Annotated in this window: 15 protein-coding genes and 1 tRNA gene; 11 read left to right on the top strand and 5 right to left on the bottom strand. The window is 73.3% G+C overall.

The annotated features are described in order from the left end of the window. The first annotated feature begins 91 nt into the window (after positions 1-91). The 8 genes from CP982_RS33655 (at position 92) to CP982_RS33620 (ending at position 14,273) form a co-directional block, all read left to right on the top strand. A complete protein-coding gene (locus tag CP982_RS33655) occupies positions 92-3,322 on the top strand; it encodes an NACHT domain-containing protein (protein ID WP_150513907.1) in 3,231 nt (1,076 codons plus the stop codon). A gap of 171 nt (positions 3,323-3,493) precedes the next feature. Next, the gene (locus tag CP982_RS33650) at positions 3,494-5,554 is read left to right on the top strand and encodes an ATP-binding protein (protein WP_150513906.1); all 2,061 of its coding nucleotides are present in this window, start codon (positions 3,494-3,496) and stop codon (positions 5,552-5,554) included. Positions 5,555-5,560: 6 nt separating this feature from the next. Next, positions 5,561-7,162, top strand: coding sequence for an ABC transporter substrate-binding protein (locus tag CP982_RS33645; RefSeq protein ID WP_150513905.1), 1,602 nt, complete (start codon positions 5,561-5,563; stop codon positions 7,160-7,162). A gap of 241 nt (positions 7,163-7,403) precedes the next feature. Beyond that, a complete protein-coding gene (locus CP982_RS33640; protein WP_229878601.1) occupies positions 7,404-8,609 on the top strand; it encodes a radical SAM protein in 1,206 nt (401 codons plus the stop codon). Positions 8,610-8,737: 128 nt separating this feature from the next. Further along, positions 8,738-10,837 (top strand): aminotransferase class I/II-fold pyridoxal phosphate-dependent enzyme, encoded by a 2,100-nt coding sequence (locus CP982_RS33635; RefSeq protein ID WP_150513904.1) that lies wholly within the window; start codon positions 8,738-8,740, stop codon positions 10,835-10,837. After that, positions 10,834-12,051 carry a hypothetical protein gene (locus CP982_RS33630; protein WP_150513903.1) on the top strand — a complete coding sequence of 406 codons (1,218 nt, stop codon included), beginning with the start codon at positions 10,834-10,836 and terminating at the stop codon, positions 12,049-12,051. The genes CP982_RS33635 and CP982_RS33630 overlap by 4 nt, the downstream gene beginning before the upstream one ends. 10 nt (positions 12,052-12,061) lie before the next feature. After that, positions 12,062-13,210 carry a phenylacetate--CoA ligase family protein gene (locus CP982_RS33625; RefSeq protein ID WP_150513902.1) on the top strand — a complete coding sequence of 383 codons (1,149 nt, stop codon included), beginning with the start codon at positions 12,062-12,064 and terminating at the stop codon, positions 13,208-13,210. A 205-nt stretch (positions 13,211-13,415) separates the two neighbouring features. After that, positions 13,416-14,273, top strand: coding sequence for a phytanoyl-CoA dioxygenase family protein (locus tag CP982_RS33620; RefSeq protein WP_150513901.1), 858 nt, complete (start codon positions 13,416-13,418; stop codon positions 14,271-14,273). 40 nt (positions 14,274-14,313) lie between these two features. On the opposite strand, the gene CP982_RS33615 is transcribed toward CP982_RS33620, so the two are convergent. Continuing rightward, a complete protein-coding gene (locus tag CP982_RS33615; protein WP_150513900.1) occupies positions 14,314-15,279 on the bottom strand; it encodes a Gfo/Idh/MocA family protein in 966 nt (321 codons plus the stop codon). 13 nt (positions 15,280-15,292) lie between these two features. Then, on the bottom strand, positions 15,293-16,315 hold the full coding sequence (locus tag CP982_RS33610; protein WP_150513899.1) for a zinc-dependent alcohol dehydrogenase: 1,023 nt from the start codon (positions 16,313-16,315) through the stop codon (positions 15,293-15,295). Between the two features lie 380 nt (positions 16,316-16,695). Between CP982_RS33610 and CP982_RS33605 the strand changes: the two genes are divergently transcribed. Next, positions 16,696-18,279 (top strand): glycoside hydrolase family 3 protein, encoded by a 1,584-nt coding sequence (locus CP982_RS33605; RefSeq protein ID WP_150513898.1) that lies wholly within the window; start codon positions 16,696-16,698, stop codon positions 18,277-18,279. A 78-nt stretch (positions 18,280-18,357) separates the two neighbouring features. On the opposite strand, the gene CP982_RS33600 is transcribed toward CP982_RS33605, so the two are convergent. After that, a tRNA-Leu gene (locus CP982_RS33600) sits at positions 18,358-18,445 on the bottom strand. Between the two features lie 149 nt (positions 18,446-18,594). On the opposite strand from CP982_RS33600, the gene CP982_RS33595 reads away from it, so the two are divergent. Then, a complete protein-coding gene (locus CP982_RS33595; RefSeq protein WP_150513897.1) occupies positions 18,595-19,929 on the top strand; it encodes a DUF2254 domain-containing protein in 1,335 nt (444 codons plus the stop codon). Positions 19,930-20,062: 133 nt separating this feature from the next. On the opposite strand, the gene sucD is transcribed toward CP982_RS33595, so the two are convergent. Further along, positions 20,063-20,965 (bottom strand): succinate--CoA ligase subunit alpha, encoded by a 903-nt coding sequence (gene sucD / locus CP982_RS33590; protein WP_150513896.1) that lies wholly within the window; start codon positions 20,963-20,965, stop codon positions 20,063-20,065. 9 nt (positions 20,966-20,974) lie between these two features. Beyond that, positions 20,975-22,114, bottom strand: a complete 1,140-nt coding sequence (sucC, locus tag CP982_RS33585; RefSeq protein ID WP_150513895.1) for an ADP-forming succinate--CoA ligase subunit beta — start codon at positions 22,112-22,114, stop codon at positions 20,975-20,977. Between the two features lie 167 nt (positions 22,115-22,281). Between sucC and CP982_RS33580 the strand changes: the two genes are divergently transcribed. Then, the gene (locus tag CP982_RS33580; RefSeq protein WP_150513894.1) at positions 22,282-23,985 is read left to right on the top strand and encodes a thiamine pyrophosphate-binding protein; all 1,704 of its coding nucleotides are present in this window, start codon (positions 22,282-22,284) and stop codon (positions 23,983-23,985) included.

Here is a 23,985-nt window from a genome sequence, read left to right as displayed (position 1 = left end):
AAGCGAGGCTAACCGAAGGGGCTGGATCTCCCCTAGCCCGGCCGGGATAGTGGGCCGGGGACCCGGAGGGGCGACCGCAGAGGGGGCTGGATTGGACGCGGGCACGACAGCGGGCCTACGGATCGCGGCATCGGTCGTGGTGCCGCTGGTGAAGCGCCTCCTGCTGCCGCGGGGCGGCCCCGGGGCGGAGTTCGGCGAACGGCCGGTGCGGCTCGGCCGGCTGCTCTCCTTCACCGGCGACCGCCGCACCCTCAGCGAGGCCGACCTCTACCAGCTGGCGCGGGAGCTGGTGCGCCGCGCCGTCCGCGCGGCGGGCCCGCACGACCCGCCGATCGCCCCCGACGAGCAGAACGCCGTGGGCTACGCCCTCGGCCACACCCTGCGCGCGCTCGGCGACCTCGACATGGACGACGTCCAGGCCTTCGACCTCGGCCCGCAGCGGCTCGCCGCGGCCCTGGTCCGGGCCAGCGCCCCGGAGACCCGGGCCCTGCTCAGCGCCGACGCCGCGCAGCTGCACGACCGGCTGCTCGTCACCGCCTGTCTGCACCTGGTCCACCAGTTCAGCAAGCGCCCCGGCTTCGCGGCCCGCACCCAGGTCGAGCTGCGCCGCGCCCTGGGCGAGCAGCAGGAGCAGCTGCGGCTGCTCCTGGAGCGGCTGCCCGCCACCGCCGTCGAGGACACCGACTTCGAGCGGCGCTACGCCCACTACGTCGTCGGCCAGCACCGCACCCTGACCATCCACGGCGTGGACCTGCACGACGCGCAGAGCCAGGCCTGGCCCCTGGAGACCGCCTATCTGAGCCTGGAGGCGGTGCCCGCGCGCGACCCGGCCGAACCGGTGCCCGGGTCCGGCACCGGTTACTCCGACGGGGACGGGGGCGGCGTCGACCCCGACCCCGACTCCGAGCGCACCACGGGCCCGGTCGAGGCGGCGCTCGCCGGGCACGACCGGGTCCTGCTGCGCGGCGTCGCGGGCACCGGCAAGACGACCCTGGTGCAGTGGCTGGCCCTCACCACCGCCCGGCAGGACGGGGTGCCGGGGCACCTGCCGCAACTCCTCGGCCGGGTCCCCTTCGTGCTCCCGCTGCGCACGCTCGCCCGCGAGGACGCCGAACTGCCGATGCCCGACGGCTTCCTGCGCTGGATCGGCTGCCCCCTGACGGGCACCGAGCCCGCCGGGTGGGCGGTGCGGGTCCTCCAGGCCGGGCGCGGCGTGCTCCTGATCGACGGCGTGGACGAGATCCCGGAGGCGGAGCGCCCCCGCGCCCGGGCCTGGCTCGCCAAGCTGCACGCGGCCTTCCCCGGCAATCTGTGGCTGGTCACCACCCGCCCCTCGGCGCTGCCCCGGGACTGGCTGGGCCGCGAGGGGTTCCGCGAGTTCACGCTCACACCGATGCGCCCCCACGACGTACGGCGGTTCGTGCGGCGCTGGCACGAGGCGGCGGGCGGGGGCGAGGAGCTGGCCGCGACCCTGCTCCGGTCGGTGCGCGCCAGCCCGGAGCTGAGCCACCTCGCCACCAACCCGCTGCTGTGCTCGCTGATCTGCGCGCTGCACCGCGAGCGCAGGGGCTTTCTGCCGCAGGGACGGGTGGCGCTGTACGAGGCGGCGCTCTCGATGCTCCTGGAGCGCCGCGACCGCGAGCGCGACCTGTACGGCAGGCTCCCGCCGAAGCTGGACGAGAAGTCCGCGACGGAGCCGCTGAAGCGGTTCGCGTACTGGCTGATCCGCAACGAGCGGACCCGGCTGGGGCGGGAGACCGCCGTCGACCTGCTCGACCGGCTGCGCCCCTCGGTGCCGCAGCTGGCCCGGGCCGGGAGCGCCGAGGACGTCCTTCGGCTGCTCCTCGACCGCTCCGGCCTGCTGCGCGAACCGGCCGACGACGCCGTGGATTTCATCCACCGCACCTTCCAGGACTTCCTCGGCGCGAAGGCCGCCCTGGAGGAGCACGACATCGGGGCGCTGGTCGCGCACGCGCACCTGGACCCCTGGGAAGACGTCCTGCAGATGGCCGTCGCCCAGGCCCGGCCCGACGAGCGCGCCGAGCTCCTGACGCGTCTGACCGGCCGCGCCGACCGCGAGGAGGACGACGGGGTGCGCACCCGCCTCCGCCTGCTCGCGCTCGCCTCGCTCGGCCAGGCGACGCGGCTCGACCCCGACGTCCGGGCCGCCGTCGAGGAGCGGGCCGCGCAGCTCCTTCCGCCGCGCAGCATGCGCGAGGCGCGGGCCCTCGCCGAGACCGGCACGCTGCTGCTCGGCCTGCTGCCCGCCGCCGAGACGCTGACCGGCGACGCCGAGGTGACCACCGTGCACGCCATCTGCCGCATCGGCGGCGACGCGGCGCTCGCCCGCCTGCGCGAGTTCCTGGACACGCCGCAGTCCGCGGTCCGCGCCCAGCTCCTCGCCCACTGGGACCGCTTCGACACCGACGCCTACGCCGAGGAGATCGTGCGGCCGCTGCTCGCCGCCGGGGCCTGCGAGGCCGTCACGGTGCGCTCGCCCGCCGAACTGAAGGCACTCAGCGCCCTCTCCGGGTACGAACGCGTCGCGCTGCAGGGCGACTTCAGCGAGCGGGACATCCTGGACGCGCTCACCCCCGGCACCCTGCGCGAGCTGCGCCTGCGCGGCAATCTGCGCCTGACGGGACTGGACTTCCTCGCCGCCTTCCCCGCCCTGGAGACGCTCGCGCTGCACGGCTGCCGCGCCGTCAGCGACACCGCGCCGCTGACCCGGCTGCCGCGCCTGCGCCGGCTCACCCTCGCCGATCTGCCCCAACTGGAGCCGCTCGCCCGGCTCTCGGCCTGCCCGCACCTGGAGGAGCTGCTGCTCGGGGCGGCCGTGCCGTGGCGGGGCCTGCGCGATCTGCCGCGGCCCGGCGCGCTGCGGCTGCTCGCGCTGCCTCCGGACGCCGTGGAGCTGGCCGCCGTCACGGGCCTGACCGAGCTGCGCGAGCTGCGTCTGCACAACGCGAGCGACCGGCTCCGGCCCGACGACTGGGACGCGCTGCTCGCCCGGCTGCCCGCCCTGCGCTCGCTCCGCCTGTCGAACGAGCAGCTGAGCATCATGCTGTTCCCGCCCGGCGCGCGCATTCCGCAGCTGACACGCCTGGAGGTGCGGGCGCGGCCCGGCGCGTCGGTGTCGCTGCGGCGGATCGCCCGCCGCCTGCCGGGCCTCGAAGAGCTGCACCTGACGCTCTTCGACACCGTGGACCTGGTGCACCTCGCGGGCCTGCGCGCGCTGCGCCGGGTGCGGCTCGACTATCCGGGCGAGGTGACGGGGGAGCTGCCCCCGGGCGTGGAACTCGCGCTCAGGCCGCGGTCCTGATCCCCTGCCCCGAAAGCCCTGGCCAGGGAAGTGTGTGAGGTGTAACTTCTTTGACCTTCGCGGCAGTTGACACCTGATGGTTGACACCGGCAAGGAGGGCACCGTTCACCCCGGCGGCAGTCGGCGGACGGCATCGGCAGGCAGCGACGGACAGGAGCGGTTTCCGGCGAGATGCACCCATCCGAAACGCCTCGGCTGTACGCACGCGACCCGCTTCTGCACCATCTCGTCCCGCGGCTCACCGGCCTCGCCTACGCCGACCGCGCCCGCGTGGCCTGGGAGTACGACAAGGACCTGCCGCTGGTGCTGCTCACCGGGCGGCACGGCACGGGGCGCACCGCCGTCCTCGCGGCGCTCGAACGGCACTACGCGGGGCGCCTTCCGCTCGCCCGCGTCGACACCGCGGCGCAGGACCTCGTCGTCGAGCTCCTTCAGGAGCTGGCGTGCTCCCTCGCCCCCGACGTGAGCCGCCGCTTCCCGCTGCTCCTGCCGGGCCTCGTCGCCGTCTACGGCGGGTACACCGCCGACCGCGCGGAGCGGGCCCGCGCCAGTGCGCGCATCGCCCGCCTGCTGCGCGCCTGCCGTCTGGAGTCGGCCCCCGCGCCCGCGGTCGCGCAGACGTGGGACACGCGGGTGCGGGCACGGCTCGCGGCGGCCGGTCCCGGTGCCGCGGCGGGGACCGACCCGCACGCCGTCGTGCACGCCGTGCTCGCCGAGTACTTCGAGCGGTACACCCGCGCCCGCGCCGCCGCCCCGCTGCGCCAGTGGTACCAGGACCGGTACGCCGAGACGCCCGAGAGCCCCGGCACGACGCCCGAAGGAGGTCGAGGCGGCCCCGAGGGCCTGGCCCGCCTCGCCGACTGGTTCCACCGGGGCGGCGACTACCGGCACGCCGCCGAACAGACCCTCGTCCACGCCTTCCTGGAGGACGTCGCCGCCGCCCGCACCCGGTGGCAGCGCCTGAACCGCGACCCGCGCCCGCTCGCCCTGCTCGACAACACGCACTCCCCCGCAGGGGCGCGCCTGGTCGACCTCGTCCTGGAGTACCGGGCGCGGCCCGGCGCCGCCCACCACGACCCGCTCGTCGTCGTCGCGACCCGCCTCGGCGACGCGCCCCCGGACGCCGCCGACGCGCTCCGCCGCGAACTGCCCGACCTGGTGACGACCACGGGCTGGCGGCGCACCGGGCACGCGCCGTCCGCGGGCCTGGTCGTGGTGGAGCTCACCCCGCTCAGCCGCGACGACGTCCTGCTGATGCTGGACGCCGCGTCCGCGCCGCTGCACCCGTATCTGGCGTCCGCCCTGCACACCCTGACCGGCGGGCACCCGCTGGCCAGCCGGGTGCTGTGCGACGCCGTCCTGGAGCACGCGTCGCGGGCGGCTCCGGGATCGCCCCCGCTGGCCCCGCGCCACCTGCTCGACCTGACCACCAGGGACGGCCGCCCGGTCAGCGAGGCGATCCTGGAGCGGCTGCTTCCGTCGCCGCACCAGCGCGCCCGGCTCGTGCCGCTCTCGCTGGCCCGCGACAGCACGGCCGCGCAGGCCCTGGCCGCGCATCTGCGTCTGGAGGGCCCCGAGCAGCTGCCCGCGAACGCCGCCGCCGACTATCTGGAGGCCGAGCACTGGCAGCGGGACACCCCGCAGGACCGGCCGCTCGCCGCCGATCCGCTGCTGCACACGCTGCTCGTGCACGAGGCCCGGCGCACCTCGCGGGGCACCGAGTCGCGCCGCGGCTGGCAGGAGATGCACGCCTTCCTGCGCCGCCACCACACCACGCGCGGCGAGGACAGCGAGGCCGACGCGCTGCGGCACACGCTCGCCGCCGGGGACGCCAAGACGGTGGTGGCCGCCCTCTCCGAGGAGTTCCAGTCCGAGCAGGACCGGCTCAGCGCGCTGCGCTGGCTGGCCTGTCTGCGGTACGCGGCGACGGCACCGGCGCCGCCCGCGGCCGACTGGGACGACGAGCGGGCCGCGATGGCCGCGGGCGCGCACGACGACCGCTACCGCGACATAGACGAGATCGACCGCTGCATCAACAGGCTGCTGCACGGCCTGTGGTACCTGTCCGACGCGACGGCGGAGCCGGAAGCCGACCTGTGCGAGGACATCGGGGCCGAGCTCGGGTTCCTCTCGCTGCGCCACCAGACGTGGCGCGCCGTGCTCAGCCAGGCCGCCAGGACCTGGCCGGCCGCCGCCCGCGACAAGCGCCCCCTGCCGCTGCCGGAACTGTGAGGAAGCATGCGTCTGAGCCGCCGCCGCAACGGGTTCGGCCCCCTCGACAAGCTTGTCGCGATCCTGGTGCCGCTGGTCCTGATCGCCGCCGGCGTGATCGCCTACGTGGTGCTGCGCCCCGAGGACTGCCCGGGCGGCCTGGCCGAGCACGGTGGGGAGTGTGTGGGCGTCACGGAGAGCGCCTTCGACGGGGACGAGGACCTCGACGGGCTCATCCGGGCCGTCGCCGCCGAGAACGCCCGCGTCGAGCGCGCCTGGGAGGACCCCGCGCAGGGGCAGGCGCCCATGCCGTACGGCCGGATCGCGCTGATGATGCCGTTCACCTCGGACGACGCGAGCGCCATGACGGCGGCGATGATCCGCCGCGCCCTGGCCGGTGCGCACGCCGCCCAGCTGCGGGCCAACAGCGGCAGCGGGCCGCACTACCAGCTCCTGATGGCCCCCGACGGCAAGGACCTGGACCAGTGGCGGCCCGTCGTCGACGACCTGGCGGACCTCGCGGACGACCGGCGCTCGCCGCTCGTCGGCGTGACGGGGCTGCCGAGCAGCACGCCCGAGACCCGGGACGCGATGAAGGCGCTGAGCGCGCGGCGCATCGCGACCGTGGGCCCGGTCATCACCTCCGCCGACATGAACGCCCCGTACTTCTTCAAGACCTCACCGAACAACAGCATGTTCGTGGACGCGCTCGGTCACTATCTGAAGCGGAACCCGGGCGCCAAGAAAGGGTTCCTTGTATACGACAGCCGCCCGGACGACGTGTACTCGCGCAATCTCCACCGGCTGCTGCAGAAGAAATTCGGCACGGCGTACGGACTCCGCCAGCGCTCGGCCTCCTACCTCGGCTCGACCGGGCCCGCCGCCGGTATCCCACAGCGATTCCAGTCCGCCGCGCAGAAGATCTGCCTCACCGAATCCGACACGGTGTTCTTCGCGGGCCGCGACCAGGACCTGCCGGCTCTGGTGAAACGCCTGTCACAGGAGTCCTCCTGCGACAGGCGCAGCCCCGTGCGCATCCTGAAAGTGGGCATCGGTCTGGAGCCGACGCTGACCACGAATGAACTCACCGAGATGCTGCGGGAAACGCGGACGAGGATCGTGGCGGCGTCCTCGGTCACGCCCACCTGGTGGACGCCGCGCGGACTGCCCGCCAAGGGCGCCCCCGCGGGCCTCGGCGGCTTCCTGCGGGTCTTCAACGACCTCGACAAGCGGTACGGCATCGGCGAGAAGCCCCTCGACGACGGCTACGCGATCATGTATCACGACGCGTTCACGCTGCTGTCCAACGCGTACGACAGGTCGTACTCCGAAGCAAACGAGAAGACCGGGAACGGCGGGGGGACGCCCGCTCCCGCGAGCACGCCGACGAAGGACGACGTGTACAACACCCTCATCAACGCGGGCATCGTCGAGCGGGACGGGCGCCTGCTGTGCACCAACTGCCTCCAGGGCGCGGCGGGCACGTACGCCTTCGAGCAGTCGCCCGAGACCCATCAGTGGCCGATCTGCAAGCCCATACCGGTGATCGAGTACCCGGCGCAAGGGCGCGGCGGCCCGAGGAAGACGTACCGGACTTTCGAGGACACCTTCCAGTACCCCTGCCCCTGAAGTTCACCGCTCATCTATCGCGCTTAGGCCCGCCTAAGTGACATCCCCTCACCAGCCCTTCTTCCTTTGGCACATGACACGAACAAGTGCTTGGCACATTTGGCCGGAACCGATGGCGGGGTAGATGTTTACTCAACTTCCTGGTTGTCTAGACCCATTGACACTTCTGGAAGCGCTCTCCTACCGTCACAAAGGTCGCTCGAACAACGCTAAACACCGCCAAAAGCGCGTGGAGGGGTTCGTGAACAGCACTGAAGGTGTCCGCGATTTCGGAATGGCCGCGCCCCGCAACGGCGAGGGCCTCCCCGAGGTCAGCCTCGATCAAGCACACTCCCCACAAAAGGTCCTGGCCCACCGCGATCTGCTGCGTCGATTCGTGGCGGACGAGGAGATCAAACCGGTCCACATGCGGATCGGCATCATGGGCGCCTGCAATATGCGTTGCAATTTCTGCAACTTCCACTCGCCGAACGAGGAGCAGTTCTACGACCTGTTCTCGTTCAAGGACTCCATCACCACCGACAAGGCGATCAACCTGCTCAAGGAGTTCGCCGAGAACGACGGCCGCGCCGTGACCTTCTGCGGCAGCGGCGAGTGCACCATCCATCCGGGCTACGCGGACATCTGCAACGCCGGGCACGAGGTGGGCCTGCACATCGGCCTGATCACCAACGGCTCCCGGCTCGGCCGCCCCAAGGTCGCCGACACCGTCATCAACACCCACACCTGGGTGCGGGTCGGCATGAACGCGGGCACGGAGGCCACGTTCAACGACATCACGCGCGACCGTGAGCAGACGTTCTCGAAGTTCATCGAGAACATCGGCCGCCTGCGCCAGAACGCCGTGGCACCGGACTTCCGCATCGGCTTCAACTACGTGATCACGATGCAGAACTACCGCGAGATCGTCTCGGCGGCCCGCATCGCCCACGAGTCCGGCGCGCACTACGTCCGCTTCGAGCCCGAGTTCTACAGCGCGATGGGGCACGAGACCATCGAGACCGTCATGGCGGAGATCTCCGACTCCCTCGTCGCGGCCTCCGCGCTGTCCACGGACGCCTTCGAGGTGTCGGTGCCGAAGCTCGACCGCGGCCCGATGGACCAGGTCGAGGAGGTCGAGGGCGACTTCGAGCGCTGCCACTACAGCCGCTTCGTGACCGCCGTCGGGGCCGACGGCCATCTGTACCCCTGCCCGCAGGTGCACCTCAACAGCCGCTACCGCATCGGCGACGTCGTCGACCTCGGATACCCCACGGTCCTCGAAGGCGGTCCGCGCGCCGAGTGGGAGGCCTCCAACCCCCGCCGCACCGACCTCTGCAAGTCCTGCTTCTACCGGCCGCAGAACGAGCTGCTCGAACTGCTCAAGCGGGGCCAGATCAAGCTGGACGAGGCGCTGGACGCGTACGCGATCGAGGTCCCCGAGACCTTGCACGCCGACTTCGTCTAGGACGTCCTCCTCCCGCCCGTCCCGTCGTGCGGGGCGGGTCGGGCCCGGCGTCGTTCCGGAGAAGGGGCGGGCCCGGGGCGCCCCGCGAAGGCCGACCACCCGCACCCACAGGAGCGAACGAGACCCGCATGCAGACCACCCACCTGCGCCACCTGCTCACCGCCGGCCCTGCCCTGCGCTTCGCCCCGCCCCACACCCCCTGGTCCCGCGAACTCCGCGCCGTCGTACAGCGCCTCGCCCGCATCGAGCGGACCCCCCTGACCGTGACCACCACCGCCACGACCACCGCGGACGGCCTGCGCCGCGAGCGGCTGGCCTTCGCCTCCCCCCTGCGCGGCACCTTCCACGGCACCGTCACCGCCCCCGCGGACGTCGCACCGCCCCTCCCCGCGGTGCTCGTCCTCGGTGGCAAGAACGCTCGAATGGAACAGCTCACCGGCGAGACGCCCCCGGACTTTCCCGACCGGAACGTCGCCGAGCACCTCGCCCGCGCCGGGTTCGTCACGCTGTCCTTCGAGCACGGCATCGGCGGCGGCCTGGACGAGGAGCGCCGCGCGGGGCGGGACGAGGGGGCCCTGCTCGCGCACGCCTTCGCCCTGACGGGGCGCTCGCTGCTCGGCGCGCTCGTCGGCGACGCGCTCGGCGCCCTGGACGTCCTGACCGGTCATCCGTGGGCCGACCCCGGCCGCGTCGGGGTGTTCGGGCACAGCCTGGGCGCGGCGGTCGCGCTGCACTCCGCGCTGCTCGCGCCCCGGCCCCTGCCGGTCTGCGCGGCCAGCCATCTGGGCAGCTACCCGGCCCTGTTCGCCCGTCTGCTCACCGGCTACGAGGGGGCCGTCCTGCCGGGCGTCCTGGAGTACGCCGACCTGGCCGACCTCTACGGCGCCCTCGCCCCGGCGCCGCTCCAGCTCCAGTACGGCACCGCCGACTCCTTCCTGGAACCGGCCGACGCGCGCGCCGCGGCCGACGCCGTCCGCCGCGCCTACGCCTCGGCCGGGGGCGATCTGGAGGTCCACGAGCTGGCGATGGGCCACGGCACGCACGTGGGCCACGCCGCCGCCTTCTTCACCCGGACCCTGGCGGGGCCCGCCGCCGCGCCCGCCGACGTCCCCGCGCAGCGCATCCACTTCGACGTCGCGGACCGGCGCGCGGTCCTGGACCGCGTGGACGCCGCGCTGGCCTCGGGCCATCTCACCCAAGGCCCCGAACTGGCCCGCTTCGAGGAGCTCTCGCGGACCTGGACGGGCGTCGAGGGCGTGGCCGTGGCGTCCGGCGCCGCGGCCCTGGAGATCGCCCTGCGGATCGTCGGCGTGGCGGGCCGCACCGTGCTCGTGCCGGTGAACACGTTCTTCGCGACGGCGGCCGCCGCGGTGCGGGCGGGCGCCGCCGTGCGGTTCGTGGACATCGAGCTGGACGGCCTCGGCCTGGACCCGGACGCGCTGCGGGCCGCCCTCGACCGCCACCCGGACACGACGGCGGTCCTGCCCGTCCACATCGGCGGCATCGTCCCGCCGTCCCTCACGGAGGTGCTCGCGCTGTGCGCGGAGCGCGGCGTGCCGGTCGTGGAGGACGCCGCGCACGCGCTCGGCGCCACCCTGAACGGCCGGTTCGCGGGCTCCTTCGGCCGCTTCGGGGCCTTCTCCTTCTTCCCCACGAAGGTCGCGGTCAGCGGCGAGGGCGGCCTGGTGACCTGCGCCGCGGCCGACGCCGAGCAGGTGCGGCGCTGGCGCGACCACGGCAAGAGCGCCCAGGGCTCCACGCTGCACGACCGGCCCGGCGGCAACTGGCGCATGAGCGAGCTGCACGCCGCCGTCGGCTCGGTCGACCTGGAGCGCTTCGGCCGCACCCTGGCGGCACGGCGCGACCTCGCCCTCGGCTACGACGAGCTCCTCGCCGACGTGCCCGGCCTGCGCGCGCACGCGATGCCCTCCGACGCCCGCAGCAACTACTACAAGTACCTCGCCTACCCGGAGGCGCCCGTCGACCGGGCGCTCCTGAAGAAGCGGCTGCGGGAGCGGCACGGCGTGGCCCTCGCGGGCGAGGTCTACGACCATCTGCTCTGCGACCAGCCCTACTTCGCGGACACGGCGCGCCCCGCCGACGCGGAGGGCCCGTACGAGCAGGCGCGTTGGTTCGCGCGCCACCACATCGCCCTGCCCCTGTACCCGACGCTCACCCGGGCCGAGCAGACGCGGGTGGTCGCCGCCCTGCGGGAGGAGCTGTCGTGACCGCCGCGCCGGACCGCCCCGCCGCCCTCGCCGCCTTCCGCCGGGGGGCGTGGCAGGAGTCCCTGGACACGGCGGACCTGCCGGGGTCGCCCGCGCGCCGTCTCGCGCTCGTACCGGAGATCGTGGCGCACGCCGACCGTCGCTGGTGGCGGACGGCCCGGACGGCGCTTCCGGCCCTGACCGACCGCCGCGGGCGCATCCGCGCCGCCCTGGAGCTGTTCGCGCACGGCACGGTGACCGTCGGCGGGCTCGGCCCGCAGAGCGCGGCCGCGTTCCGTGCGGCGCTGTGGGAGAGCGCGGGGCTTCCCGGTCCACTGGTCGAGCGCTGGTGCGCGCTGCTGTCCGAGGGCTTCGCGCGACGCGACGTACCGGACGCCGACGACGCGCTCGCCCTGGTGGCGCTGCCCGGCAACACCTTCACCTGCCTGGACTCCGTGCTCGACCAGGCCGAGCGCTCGGCGGCGGTGTGGGTGCGGCCGAGCCGCCGCGAGCCCCTGTCGGCCGCCCGCCTGGTCGCGGCCCTGCTCGCGGCGGACTGGCCCGCGGAGCGGATCGGCCTGTACCCAACCGACCAGCGCACCCTGCACGGCCTGGTGAAGCTCACCGACCGGCACGTCGTGTACGGCGGCGCCGGGCTCGCCGCCTCGATGCGGGACGCGCCGACCCTCACCCTGCACGGCCCCGGGCGCGGGTGTGCCCTGGTGCCCGCGGGCCTGCCGGTGGACGACGCGGTGGCCTGGCTGCTTCCGCTGGTCGCCGCCGACTCGGGCCGGTTCTGCCGCAACGTGCGCACGGTGGTCTGCCTGGACGCCGACCCCGAGCCGGTGGCGAAGGCCCTGGCCGCCGCGCTCGACGGGCTGCACCCGGGGCCCGCCCCCGACCCTGCCGCCCCCGACTGGCCCCTCACCGCCTTCCGCGACCCCGGCGAGGCCGAGCGCGCCGCCGCCCACGTCCGCACCCGTCTGCGCGCCGGGGACCGGCTGCTCACCCGCGAGCCGACGGTCGTCCGGGGCACGGGCGGCGACGTGTTCGTACGCCCCCATCTCGTCCTGCTCGACGGCCGCTTCGGCGCGGCGGCCGACGTCGCGCACCCGCTCGTCGGGCACGAGGTGCCCTTCCCGTTCGCCGCCGTGCTCGGCGCCACCGCCGAGGCGGCCCGCGCGATCGCCGACGACTCCCTCTTCGTCCACCGGCCGCCGACCCCGCACTCCTAGGAGGAGGCCCATGACGACCACGGCCCGCGACGGGCACCCCCCGCAGGTCACCTTCGCCACCCTGTACGACACGCTGCGTGGGCGTCTGCCCGAGCTCGCCGTGGATCTCGATACGTGGACGCGGCGCATGATGCGCTGGCACTTCTCACCGGAGACGGGCTCGCCGTTCTGGGTGGCCCGGCTGCCGCGGCTCGGCTTCGACCCGCTCAAGGACGTCGACTGCTTCGCCGCGCTCGAACTGTTCGGCCTCTTCGACAAGGGCGAGCTGCGCGCCGCGAGCGCCCTCGACCTGCGCCCGCGCGGCTACCACGACCGCCCGTTCCGGGTGTTCGAGACGGGCGGCACCACCGGCGCCCCCTGCCGGATCGTGAACGTCACGCGCCTCGCGTACGACGTCGAGGTCTACCGCACGGTCCTTCAGGCGCGCGGCGTCGCGGGCGGTGACGTGCTCGCGATGACGCCGAGCGGCCCGCACGCGTACGGGCACTTCGTGGAGGGGCTCGCGGACAGCTGGCGCGGTGCCGTGTTCGCCATCGACTTCGACCCGCGCTGGGTGAAGGCCTCGCTCCGCGCGGGCGGCGAGGCCGACGCCTACACCTCCCACCTGGTGGAGCAGACCCTGACGCTGCTGACCGCCGAGCGCCCCGCGCTGCTCTTCACCACCTCGCGGCTGCTCCTCGAACTCGCCATGCGCCTTCCGCGCCCCCTGCACACGTACGGCATCCGCGCGGTGTGCACCGGCGGCACCACGTGCAGCGCCGCCGAGGCCGCGTTCCTGCGCCAGGAGCACCTGGACGGCGTGCAGTGGATCGACACGTACGGCAACACGCTGGCGGGTCACGCGCTCCAGGCCGACGCGGTGCCGGGCGCGCCCGGGCTGCCCGAGGGCACCGGCCACTCGTACCATCTGCCACCGCCCTTCGCGGTGCTCCAGGTCGTGGACCCGCAGGATCCGTGGCGCGAGGTGGCCGAGGGCGAGCGCGGGAGGGTGCGCGTCACCACGCTCCTCGAAGACCTCTTCCTGCCCAACCTCCTCGAACGGGACAGCGCGATCAGGACCGGGCCGCATCCGTGGTTCCCCTGGGACGGGGTGGCCGCGGTCCGGCCCCACCACGACGGCCTTGCGGGCACCGAGGAGGCGGTCGAGGGCGTCTACTGACGCGCTCCTGGCTCTCCTTCCCTCCCTCGGCCCGGCCGGCCCCGGCTCGGCCTCGACCGGCTTCGCCGAGCTGACGTTTCGTCACCTCGCAGTGGGCGGCGCGCCTTTGAGGACCTGGGTTCCGCATCGGCGCTGCCGCTTCCCCCCTCTTGCCGACCTCTGTCGTAAGGACTTCCTCTGTCGACCCTGACGTAAGGACTCCCTCGTGAACCTCTCGTCGAACGGCGTGCCCATACCCTTCTCGTCCGAGCTCTTCGGCCCGCTGCGCGCCACCGGCACGGCGCGCCTTCCGGACCCCGCCGCCCTGCGGGAGCGGCTGCGCGCGGACGGCTATCTGTATCTGCCGGGCTTCCTCGACCCGGAGGAGGTGCTCCGGCTGCGCTCCGCGTACTTCTCGCTGTTTCCGCGCGGCTACCTCCTGCCGGGCACCACCCCTCGGCAGGGCGTCTTCTCCGGCCGGGTGCCGCGGGAGCTGCCCGAGCACGGTGTTGCCGGGCATCCGGCGCACGCCTTCGTGCGCTCCGATACCTTCGACCGCTTCCTCGACGACCCCCGGCTCGCCAAGCTGGCCGCCGACCTCCTGGAGGGGGACGCCCGGATGCTGCCGCGCCGCATCCTGCGCCACTTCCACCGGGGCTCGCGGCGCGCCTCGCGCGCCCACGTCGACCTCGACTACATGGACGAGGGCTCGCCCCGGGTCGTCACGATGTGGATCCCGGTCGGCGACTGCCCGCCGCGCTCGGGCGCGCTGGTGTACCTGGAGGGCTCGCACACGCTGTCCCCCGAGGAGTACGAGCCGCTGCGCGACACCACGGACCGGCCGGAGGACCGGCGGCAGATCTGCCACGACCTGGAGTTCACCGCGCGCGCCCTGGACCGCCGCTGGCTGTACGCGGACTTCGCCGCCGGGGACCTGATGGTGCACGTGCCGAGCGTCATCCACGCGTCCCTGGACACGACGACGGACGCGATGCGGCTCTCCATCGACACGCGCTTCGTCCGCGCGGGCGACACGCCGGACCCGCGCTGGCTGCGGCCCTGGTCGGCGGACGACGGGGCCTGAGCGGTCCGGGCGGGCCGGACCCGCAGGAACGTTCAGCCGCTCAGCGGGGCCAGGCGGGGTGCGGACGGCCCGCCGCGGCGATGATCTCGTCCACGATCCGGGCGTCCGAGACCGGGCACACCGGCGGCCGTCCGGCCGCGACCGCGGCCACGAAGTCGGCGATCAGCGGCTGATGGGGATTGGGCGCGGGTGCCAGCGTCACCTCGCTCGTTCCCCGCGCGGTGTGCGTGCGCAGGCGCCCCGAGTCGAGCGGATCGAGCGTCAGGACCCGGCCCTCGCCCACGACCTCGATCCGGTCCACCGGCGGTGCGTCTCCCCACTCCGCGACCACGCGCGCCCGTACGCCGGACGCCCAGGCGAGATCCACCTCGGCCCGTCGCTCCGCGCCCCGCGGGAAGCGGTCCGTGAGCCGGCCGCGTACGTCGTCCGGACGGCCGAACAGCATGACGAGCAGGTCGAGCCGGTGGCTGCCCGCGTCCGCGAGCACCCCGCCGCCCGACACGGCCGGGTCGGTGCGCCAGCGCATCGGATGGCCCGGGCCGGGGGCGAAGGCGCAGCGGAACCGCACGTCCACGCGCGCGGGCGTCCAGCCGTCCAGCTCCTCGCGCAGGCGCCGGACGGCGGGGGCGAGTCTGCGGTAGTACGCGACGGCGGCGGGCGGCCGTTCGCCGCCGCCGAGGTCCGCGCCCCGGTCCGGGCCGCCGGTGCCCTCCAGGCCCCCGGCCAGCGGCTTCTCCACGAGCACCGGGCGCCCGGCCGCCAACACCGCGCGTGCCAGCGGAACATGGCGGACCACGGGCGTGGCCACGTACACCGCCTCGACCTCGTCACCGAGCAGCGCGCGCTCGTCGCTGCCGCAGGCCCGTACGCCGTGCCGGGCGGCGACGCGCGCCGCCCGGTCCGGGTCGCGCCCCCACAGGTACACGGGTTCCTCGCCGAGCGCCCGCAGGGCGGGCAGGACCCGGCGCTCCACGACGTCGCCGTATCCGGCGACCGCCCACCTCACCGCCCGGCCGCCGTCACGGGACGATGACGACCTTCAGCGTCTGGGGCGGCGGCCCGTCGTACGGCGCGCGTTCGGCGTCGGGGTGCAGCGACCTGCTCGCGGACAACTGCTCCATGGCCTTGGGGAGTTCTTCGAGTGCGTACGTGTGGGTGTGCAGGTCGGGCAGGCGAAGGCGGTCGGCGTCGCGGTGGACGAGGCGTTCGGCGACGGCCAGCGCCTCGGCGCGCGCGGTGTCCACGGGCTCGGCGGAGCTGTGCAGGCGCAGGCCCTTGCGTTCCCACGTCACGAGGTCGACGGTGACGTGCGTGTCGACGTGGTGGGTGCCGAGCATCACGACCAGGCCGTTCTGCCGCACCAGGCCCACGCAGGCGTTGAGGGTGGTGGGGGTGCCGACGGCGTCGATCGCGACGTCGTACTCCTCCCCCTCGGCGGCGAACTCCTCCTTGAGGGCGGCGAGTTGCCCCGCACTGCCGTCGACGTGGCGCACCGCGTCGGCGCCCGCCCGGGTGGAGCGCTCCAGACGCCACTCGTCGAGGTCGACGGCGGTGATGTGCGCGGCGCCGCGCCGCGCCGCCATGCGCAGCGCCATCTGGCCGACCGGCCCCTGGCCGATGACGACGACCCGGTCGCCGAGCGCCACCCCGCGCGTGGCGTGCACGGCGAGCGGCAGGAGCTGGAGCATCGAGCCCTGCTCGAAGGGCACGGAGTCGGGCAGCGCGCCGACGGCTATCTCCCGCGCGAGGGCGAACTCGGCGTAGCCCGACGTCAACGGCGTCCGCACGAAGACCCGCTGCCCCGGCGCGACCCGGGTGACGCCCGCTCCGACGGCTTCGACGACTCCGGCGATCTCATGGCCGTAACAGCCGGTCGCGCAGTGCTCCCTGAGGCCGTAGTAGTGGTAGTACGCGAGGTCGCTGCGGTTGCAGACGCTGCACGCGCGGACGCGGACGAGCACCTGGCCGGGGCCTGGCTCCGGCACCGGCGCGTCGGTGACCAGCCTGATGTCACGCCGTCCGACAAGTTCGTACCGCCGCAAGGGTTCCTCCTCAGCTCGGCCGCGTGGGGGCCCGGGGCGGCCCGTCGCGGTGCGGCGGGAGATCGGCCCCTGGTCCGTACACGAATTCCATCGCGCGAACGCGCGTCCTACAAGGTGGCCTCCGGGCGAGGCTGGGGCGAGGTCGGGGCGAGGTCGGCGGAGGCCGGGGCGCCGCTCGGCCGAGGACGGGGCGCCGCTGCCACCTGAGGTCGGACCACCGCTGCCATCTGCTGCTTCACCTTCCGTTTCCTGCGGGTTCGTATGCCTTGACAGTGCCAAATGGCCTGAGCCAACATCCGATTGGCCTGTACCAAGTCGCCCAGCACGGTGTCGGCCCGCTCTCCCACCCCCCGCTTCCCTGTCTCACCGGAGGTCCCGGCATGGTTTCGAGCAGTCCCCCGAGGCTGGAGCAGCTCGCCAACTCCGTGCTGCAGCCGGGCTTCGTCGGCACCACCGAGGTCCCCGACTGGCTGCGCCGCAGGATCGCCGCCGGGCTCGGGGGCGTGGTCCTCTTCGGCCGGAACATCGTCGGCCCGGAGCAGGTCGCGGGGCTCACCGCCGCCCTGCGCGCCGAGAACCCCGACCTGATCGTCGCCATCGACGAGGAAGCGGGCGACGTGACGCGCATGGAGGCCTGGACGGGCGCCTCCCGGCCGGGCAACCTCGCGCTCGGCGCCGTCGACGACATCGACCTCACCGAGCGCGTCGCCCACGACATCGGGCGCGAACTGCACGCGGCGGGGATCACCCTGAACTACGCGCCGAGCGCCGACGTGAACTCCAACCCCCTGAACCCCGTCATCGGCGTCCGCTCCTTCGGCCCGCGCACTGACATCGTTTCCCGGCACACCGCCGCCTGGGTCCGGGGACTCCAGTCCGCCGGGGTCGCCGCCTGCGCCAAGCACTTCCCGGGCCACGGCGACACCTCCGTGGATCCGCACTTCGGCCTGCCCCGCGTCACCGGCGGCGCCGAGGAGATCGCGCGCACCGCGCTTCCGCCGTTCATCGCCGCGATGGAGTCGGGCGTACGGGCCGTCATGACCGCGCACATGCTCGTGCCCGCGTACGATCCCGCGCTGCCCGCCACGCTCAGCCCGCGCATCCTGAACGACCTGCTCCGCGGCGAGCTCGGCTTCGACGGCATGGTCGTCACCGACGGCATCGAGATGGGCGCGGTCACCGACCGCTACGGCATCGACGGCGCCACCGTCCGCGCCGTCGCCGGCGGCGTCGACGCGGTGTGCGTCGGCGGCGAGCGCGCCGAGGAGTCCACGGTGGAACTGCTGACGGCCGCGCTCGTACGGGCGGTCCTCGACGGCACCCTGCCCGAGGCCCGCCTGGCCGAGGCCGGCACCCGCGTACGGTCCTTCGCGACCTGGTCGGGAGCCCGCTCCCGCGCCGCCACGGCCACCGGCCTGCCCTCCGACATCGGCCTGGTCGCGGCGCGACGGGCGGTACGGGTACGCCCGCGGCGGCCGGAGGCGGCGACCGCCGGGCCCTTCCTCCCCCTCACCATCGCTCCGCACGTCGTGGAGCTGTCCCCCGTGATGAACCCGGCCGTCGACGGCGGCACGCCCTGGGGCGTCGCCGATCCGCTGCGCGCCCTGCGGCCCGACACGACGTCCGTACGTCTGACGGAGCCCGAGCTGGACGGCTTCGACGAGGTCCTGGACCAGGCTGCGCTCACCCCCGCGCACGACCGCGCCCTCGTGGTCGTCGTCCGCGACGCGGCCCGCCACCGCTGGATGACCGAGGCCCTCGCCCGCCTGCTGCGCACCCGCCCCGACGCGCTCGTGGTCGAGATGGGCGTACCGACGGGCGTCCCCCTCGGCGCCGTCCACCTGATCACCCACGGCGCCACCCGGGTCTCGGGCATCGCCGTGGCAGAACTCCTCACCGGCCGCGCCCACTCCCCCGAAACAGCAGAAAGCCCCGGCTCAGCCGAGGTCATCACAGCCGGCTGAGCCGGGGCCATGGGCCGCGCGGCTGGTCACGCCGCTGCCCAGAAAAGCAGAAAACCCCACGTGAAGTGGGGTCTCAGCTGGTGTCCGAGGGGGGACTTGAACCCCCACGCCCGATAAAGGGCACTAGCACCTCAAGCTAGCGCGTCTGCCATTCCGCCACCCGGACTAGGTGTCTGCCGCCTTTGCGGTGTTTCCCGCGGCGACGAGGACAACAATACCAAGGTTTCGGAGTGCCTTTCACCTGCGTATCCGCCGGGTACGCCGCGCCGCCGCGCGGCGCGCCCCGGGGCACGCCCCCGCGCCTAGAGTTTCACCATGAGTGACGGTTTGCTTACGGGTGCGCTCGGTGACGTACGGGTCCGGCGGCCGCGGTTGCTGTCCCCGTTGCGGGAGCATCTGCGGGACACGATGTGGTTCGCGCCGACGGCGGGCCTCGTGGGCTCCCTGGTGCTGTGGTGGATCGCCGCCGAGGTGGACGCGGAGTGGGTGCGGCTCCTCCAGGAGCACGAGGAGTACGACGCGATCAAGGACCTCAACCAGCTCGCCGAGGACACGAAGGTGGTGATCAGCACCATCGGCTCGGCGATGATGACCTTCATCGGTGTGGTCTTCAGCATCTCGCTGGTCGCCGTGCAGATGGCGAGCGGCCAGTTCAGCCCGCGGGTGGTGCGGCTCTACGTCCGCTCCCGGATCACCAAGGCCACGCTCACGGTCTTCCTCGCGACGTTCCTGTTCTCCCTGATGACGCTGACGTCGTTCGACAGCGAGCAGGACCCGCGGCTCGTGACGAACGTGCCGATCGTCGAGGGACTGCTCGCCCTCCTCATGGTGCTGCTGAGCCTGCTGCTCTTCGTGGCCTATGTGAACGGCACCCTGCGGATGATGCGGATCGGGTTCGTGATCGACCGCATCGCCCGGGAGGCTTTCCGCGTGGCCGCGAAGCATCCGGCGGAGGGGCACATCGACGACGAGCAGCTCGGTCCGCAGACCGCGCGGATCGTCCACGAGGGCCAGGCCGGGGTGCTGCGGGACGTGCACATCGCGCGGGCGGTGCGGGCCGCGCGCCGTCAGGGCGTCGTGCTGCGGCTGCTGCCGCGCACCGGGGACTTCGTGGTGCCGGGCACGCCCGTGTTCACGGTGCACGGCGGTCCGCCGCCGGGGCTCCGCGCCCTGCGCTACACCGTGTACGTGGGGGTGGAGCGCACCTTCCACCAGGACCTGGGCTTCGGCCTGCGACAGCTGTCCGACATCGCGCTGCGCGCCCTGTCCCCGGCCGTGAACGACCCGACGACCGCCGTGCAGGCCCTGGACCGCATCGTGCAGTTCCTCGCGGTGCTCGCCCCGTACCCGCTCGGCGCTCTGCGCCACCGCGACCGGCGCGGCGAGGTGCGGCTCATCCAGCCCGTGCCCGACTGGACGGACCTGGTGGACCTCGGCCTGACCGAGATCCGCGGCTGCGCTCCCGGCAACCCACAGGTCACCCGGCGCATGCTGGCCGGCATCGACGACCTCCTGCTGCTCGCCCCCGAGGAGCGCAGAACACCGCTCCTGCGGCACCGGGCCCTCCTTGAGCAGGCGGTGGAGCGGGTGGTGCCGGAGACCGCGGACCGCGAGTTCGCCCTGCTGCCGGACCGCCAGGGGATCGGCTGAACGGAGGCCCTGCCCTGTCGGGGGCACCCCGGGCGCGAGCGCGTCCACGCTGGAATGGAGGCGCCTCTGTCCGAGGGCGCCCCGCCCCCCGGACTGAGGCACGGCAAGGTGAGGACCCGCCCTGTCTGAAGGCTCACCCCGGCGCAAGGCGGCCGTCTGTCGACGCGAGGCGGTCGCGCACGAGGCGCGCGGTCGCGCTCGGCGTCTCCCCCACCCGCACGCCGACGGCCTCCAGGGCCGCCTTCTTGGCCCGCGCCGTCCCGGACGAGCCGGAGACGATGGCTCCGGCGTGGCCCATGGTCCTGCCCTCGGGTGCCGTGAACCCGGCGACGTAAGCGACCACGGGCTTGGTCACGTGCTCGGCGATGCAGGTCGCGGCGCGCTCCTCCGCGTCGCCGCCGATCTCGCCGATGAGCACGATCAGTTCGGTCTCCGGGTCGGCTTCGAAGGCGGCGAGGCAGTCGATGTGGGTGGTGCCGACGACGGGGTCGCCGCCGATCCCGACACAGGTGGAGAACCCGATGTCGCGCAGCTCGTACATGAGTTGGTAGGTGAGGGTGCCGGACTTGGAGACGAGGCCGACGCGCCCGGGTTCGGTGATGTCGGCGGGGATGATGCCCGCGTTGGACTGTCCCGGTGTGATCAAGCCGGGGCAGTTGGGTCCGATGACCCGGGTGCCACGTCGCCGCGCGTGTGCCTGGAAGACGACGGCGTCGTGCACGGGGATGCCTTCGGTGATGACGACGGCCAGCGGGATGCCCGCGTCGGCCGCCTCCATGACGGCGTCCTTGCTGAAGGCGGGCGGCACGAAGAGGACGCTGACGTCCGCGCCGGTCGTCTCGCGCGCGTCGTGGACCGAGCCGAAGACGGGCATGGCGCGGCCGTCGAAGTCGACGGTCCGGCCTGCCTTGCGCGGGTTGACGCCGCCGACGACGTCCGTGCCGGCGGCGAGCATGCGGCGGGTGTGCCTCATGCCCTCGGCGCCGGTCATGCCCTGGACGAGGACCTTGCTCTCCCTGGTCAGGTAGATCGCCATGCCAGCTCCTCAGACGGCGGGTGCTACGTGGGCGAGTTCGGCGGCGCGGCGAGCGGCGCCGTCCATGGTCGTGGCCTGTTCGACGAGAGGATGGGCGCACGCGTCGAGGACGGCGCGCCCGCGCGCGGCGTTGTTGCCGTCGAGCCGGACGACGAGCGGCTTGGTCAGCCGCACGCTCTCCAGTGCTCGTACGATGCCGTCGGCCACGGCGTCGCACGCGGTGATGCCTCCGAAGACGTTCACCAGGACGCAGGTGACGGACGGATCGCCGAGGACGACGCCCAGGCCGTCGGCCATGACCTGCGCTGACGCTCCGCCTCCGATGTCGAGGAAGTTGGCGGGCCGGGCACCGCGCCCGGCGACGGCGTCGAGCGTCGCCATGACGAGGCCCGCGCCGTTGCCGATGACACCGACCTGGCCGTCGAGCTTCACATAGGTGAGCCCTTTGGCCGCCGCGACCGCCTCGCGTTCGTCGTCGTACGCCGTGTCCTGAACACCCCAGCGGGCCTGGCGGAAGTGCGCGTTGTCATCAAGGGTCACTTTCGCGTCAAGTGCGATCAGCTGTCCCTGGGGTGTGCGGACGAGCGGGTTGACCTCGACGAGCAGCGCGTCCTCGCGGATCAGGACGTTCCACAGGGCGGTCAGGGTGTCGGCCGCTTCTGCGGGGAGTCCGGCCGCGGCGGCGATCTCGGCTGCCTTGTGCCGGACCACGCCCTCCCCAGGGTCGATGGGCACGCGCGCCACCGCCTCGGGGCGGGTCGCGGCGACGTCCTCGATGTCCATGCCGCCCTCGGCGGAGGCGATCGCGAGGAACTGGCCCGCCGCTCGGTCCAGCGCGTACGAGACGTAGAACTCGCTCTCTATGGCGACTGATTGGGCCAGCATCACCGCGCGCACGGTATGACCCTTGATGTCCATGCCGAGGATCTGACGTGCCATGAGCTCGGCGGCAGGCGGGTCCGCGGCCCGCTTCACGCCGCCCGCCTTGCCTCGGCCACCCGCCTTCACCTGCGCTTTCACGAGGACGCGGCCGCCTAGGCGCGCGGCGCACGCGCGGGCTTCCTCGGCCGATGTGGCGACCTCGGCGCGCGGCACCAAGATGCCGTGTTCTTCGAAGAGTTCCCTTGCCTGGTGCTCGTACAGGTCCATGTCCGGCTCCTGTCTGAAAGTGCCGCATGCCCCCTGGACACCCTGCGTCGGATGCGGGATAACAAGCTTCATACAGTATTCGTCGACTGTATGCAATGTACTGCGAGGGCGGCCCGCGTCCCGTGCGAGCGCGCTCCAACTCCCCTACGAAGGGACAGGACTTCGTCATGCCGGACGACAGCAGCGACACGAGCGACAAGAACTCCACTCTCATCTCCGGCGGGCATCTGGTCGCCAAAGCACTCAAGGCGGAAGGTGTCGAAGTCATCTACACCCTGTGCGGCGGCCACATCATCGACATCTACGACGGGTGCGTCGACGAAGGCATCGACGTCGTCGACGTACGTCACGAACAGGTCGCCGCCCACGCCGCCGACGGCTACGCACGCGTGACCGGCAAACCGGGCTGCGCCGTGGTGACCGCCGGGCCCGGCACGACCGACGCCGTCACCGGCGTCGCGAACGCGTTCCGCGCCGAGTCACCGATGCTGCTGATCGGCGGCCAAGGAGCCCACGCCCAGCACAAGATGGGATCACTCCAGGACCTGCCGCACGTCGACATGATGACGCCCATCACCAAGTTCGCCGCGACCGTGCCGGACACGGCGCGTACGGCCGACATGGTGTCCATGGCCTTCCGCGAGTGCTACCACGGCGCCCCCGGCCCGTCCTTCCTGGAGATCCCGCGCGACGTGCTCGACGCCAAGGTGCCTCTGGAGAAGGCACGCGTCCCGCGCGCGGGGCACTACCGCGCCTCCACCCGGTCGGCAGGGGACCCCGAGGCGGTCGAGAAGCTCGCCGACCTCCTGGCGCACGCCGAGAAGCCCGCGATCCTCCTGGGCAGCCAGGTGTGGACCACCCGCGGCACCGAAGCGGCCGTCGAGCTGGTCCGGGCCCTCAACGTGCCCGCCTATATGAACGGCGCGGGCCGCGGCACCCTGCCGCCCGGCGATCCGCACCACTTCCAGCTCTCGCGGCGGTACGCCTTCGCCAACGCCGACCTCATCGTGATCGTCGGCACCCCCTTCGACTTCCGCATGGGCTACGGCAAACGTCTCTCCCCGGAGGCCACGGTCGTCCAGATCGACCTGGACTACCGCACTGTCGGCAAGAACCGCGACGTCGACCTGGGCATCGTGGGCGACGCGGGGCTCGTCCTGAAGTCCGTCACCGAGGCGGCCTCCGGGCGCCTCAACGGCGGGGCGTCACGGCGCAAGGAGTGGCTGGACGAACTGCGGGCGGCCGAGCAGACGGCCATCGAGAAGCGGCTGCCGCAACTGCGCTCGGACGCCTCGCCCATCCACCCCTACCGGCTGGTCAGCGAGATCAACGACTTCCTCACCGAGGACTCCCTGTACATCGGCGACGGCGGCGACATCGTCACCTTCTCCGGCCAGGTGGTCCAGCCCAAGGCTCCCGGGCACTGGATGGACCCGGGGCCGCTCGGCACGCTCGGCGTCGGCATCCCCTTCGTGCTCGCCGCCAAGCAGGCCCGGCCCGACAAGGAGGTCGTCGCCCTCTTCGGAGACGGCGCCTTCAGCCTCACCGGCTGGGACTTCGAGACCCTGGTGCGCTATCGCCTCCCCTTCGTCGGCATCGTCGGCAACAACTCCTCCATGAACCAGATCCGTTACGGCCAGCGGGCCAAGTACGGCGCCGAGCGCGAGCGTGTCGGCAACACCCTCGGTGACGTCCCCTACGACCAGTTCGCGCGCATGCTCGGCGGCCATGGCGAAGAGGTCCGCGACCCCGCCGACATCGGCCCCGCGCTGCGCCGCGCCCGGGAGTCCGGCAAGCCCTCGCTGATCAACGTGTGGATCGACCCGGACGCCTACGCCCCCGGAACCATGAACCAGACCATGTACAAGTGA

It is taken from the genome of Streptomyces spectabilis (assembly GCF_008704795.1).
Taxonomy (GTDB): Bacteria; Actinomycetota; Actinomycetes; order Streptomycetales; family Streptomycetaceae; genus Streptomyces; species Streptomyces spectabilis.
Note: the sequence above shows the minus strand (reverse complement) of the source record. Positions and strands in the feature narration are given on the sequence as shown.

Bases quoted from the DNA above. Each gene is read 5' to 3' on its own strand.
- CP982_RS33650 (WP_150513906.1), top strand. From the start codon at position 3,494: ATGCACCCATCCGAAACGCCTCGGCTGTACGCACGCGACCCGCTTCTG.
- CP982_RS33645 (WP_150513905.1), top strand. From the start codon at position 5,561: ATGCGTCTGAGCCGCCGCCGCAACGGGTTCGGCCCCCTCGACAAGCTT.
- CP982_RS33635 (WP_150513904.1), top strand. From the start codon at position 8,738: ATGCAGACCACCCACCTGCGCCACCTGCTCACCGCCGGCCCTGCCCTG.
- CP982_RS33625 (WP_150513902.1), top strand. From the start codon at position 12,062: ATGACGACCACGGCCCGCGACGGGCACCCCCCGCAGGTCACCTTCGCC.
- CP982_RS33605 (WP_150513898.1), top strand. From the start codon at position 16,696: ATGGTTTCGAGCAGTCCCCCGAGGCTGGAGCAGCTCGCCAACTCCGTG.
- CP982_RS33595 (WP_150513897.1), top strand. From the start codon at position 18,595: ATGAGTGACGGTTTGCTTACGGGTGCGCTCGGTGACGTACGGGTCCGG.
- sucD (WP_150513896.1), bottom strand. From the start codon at position 20,965: ATGGCGATCTACCTGACCAGGGAGAGCAAGGTCCTCGTCCAGGGCATG.
- sucC (WP_150513895.1), bottom strand. From the start codon at position 22,114: ATGGACCTGTACGAGCACCAGGCAAGGGAACTCTTCGAAGAACACGGC.
- CP982_RS33580 (WP_150513894.1), top strand. From the start codon at position 22,282: ATGCCGGACGACAGCAGCGACACGAGCGACAAGAACTCCACTCTCATC.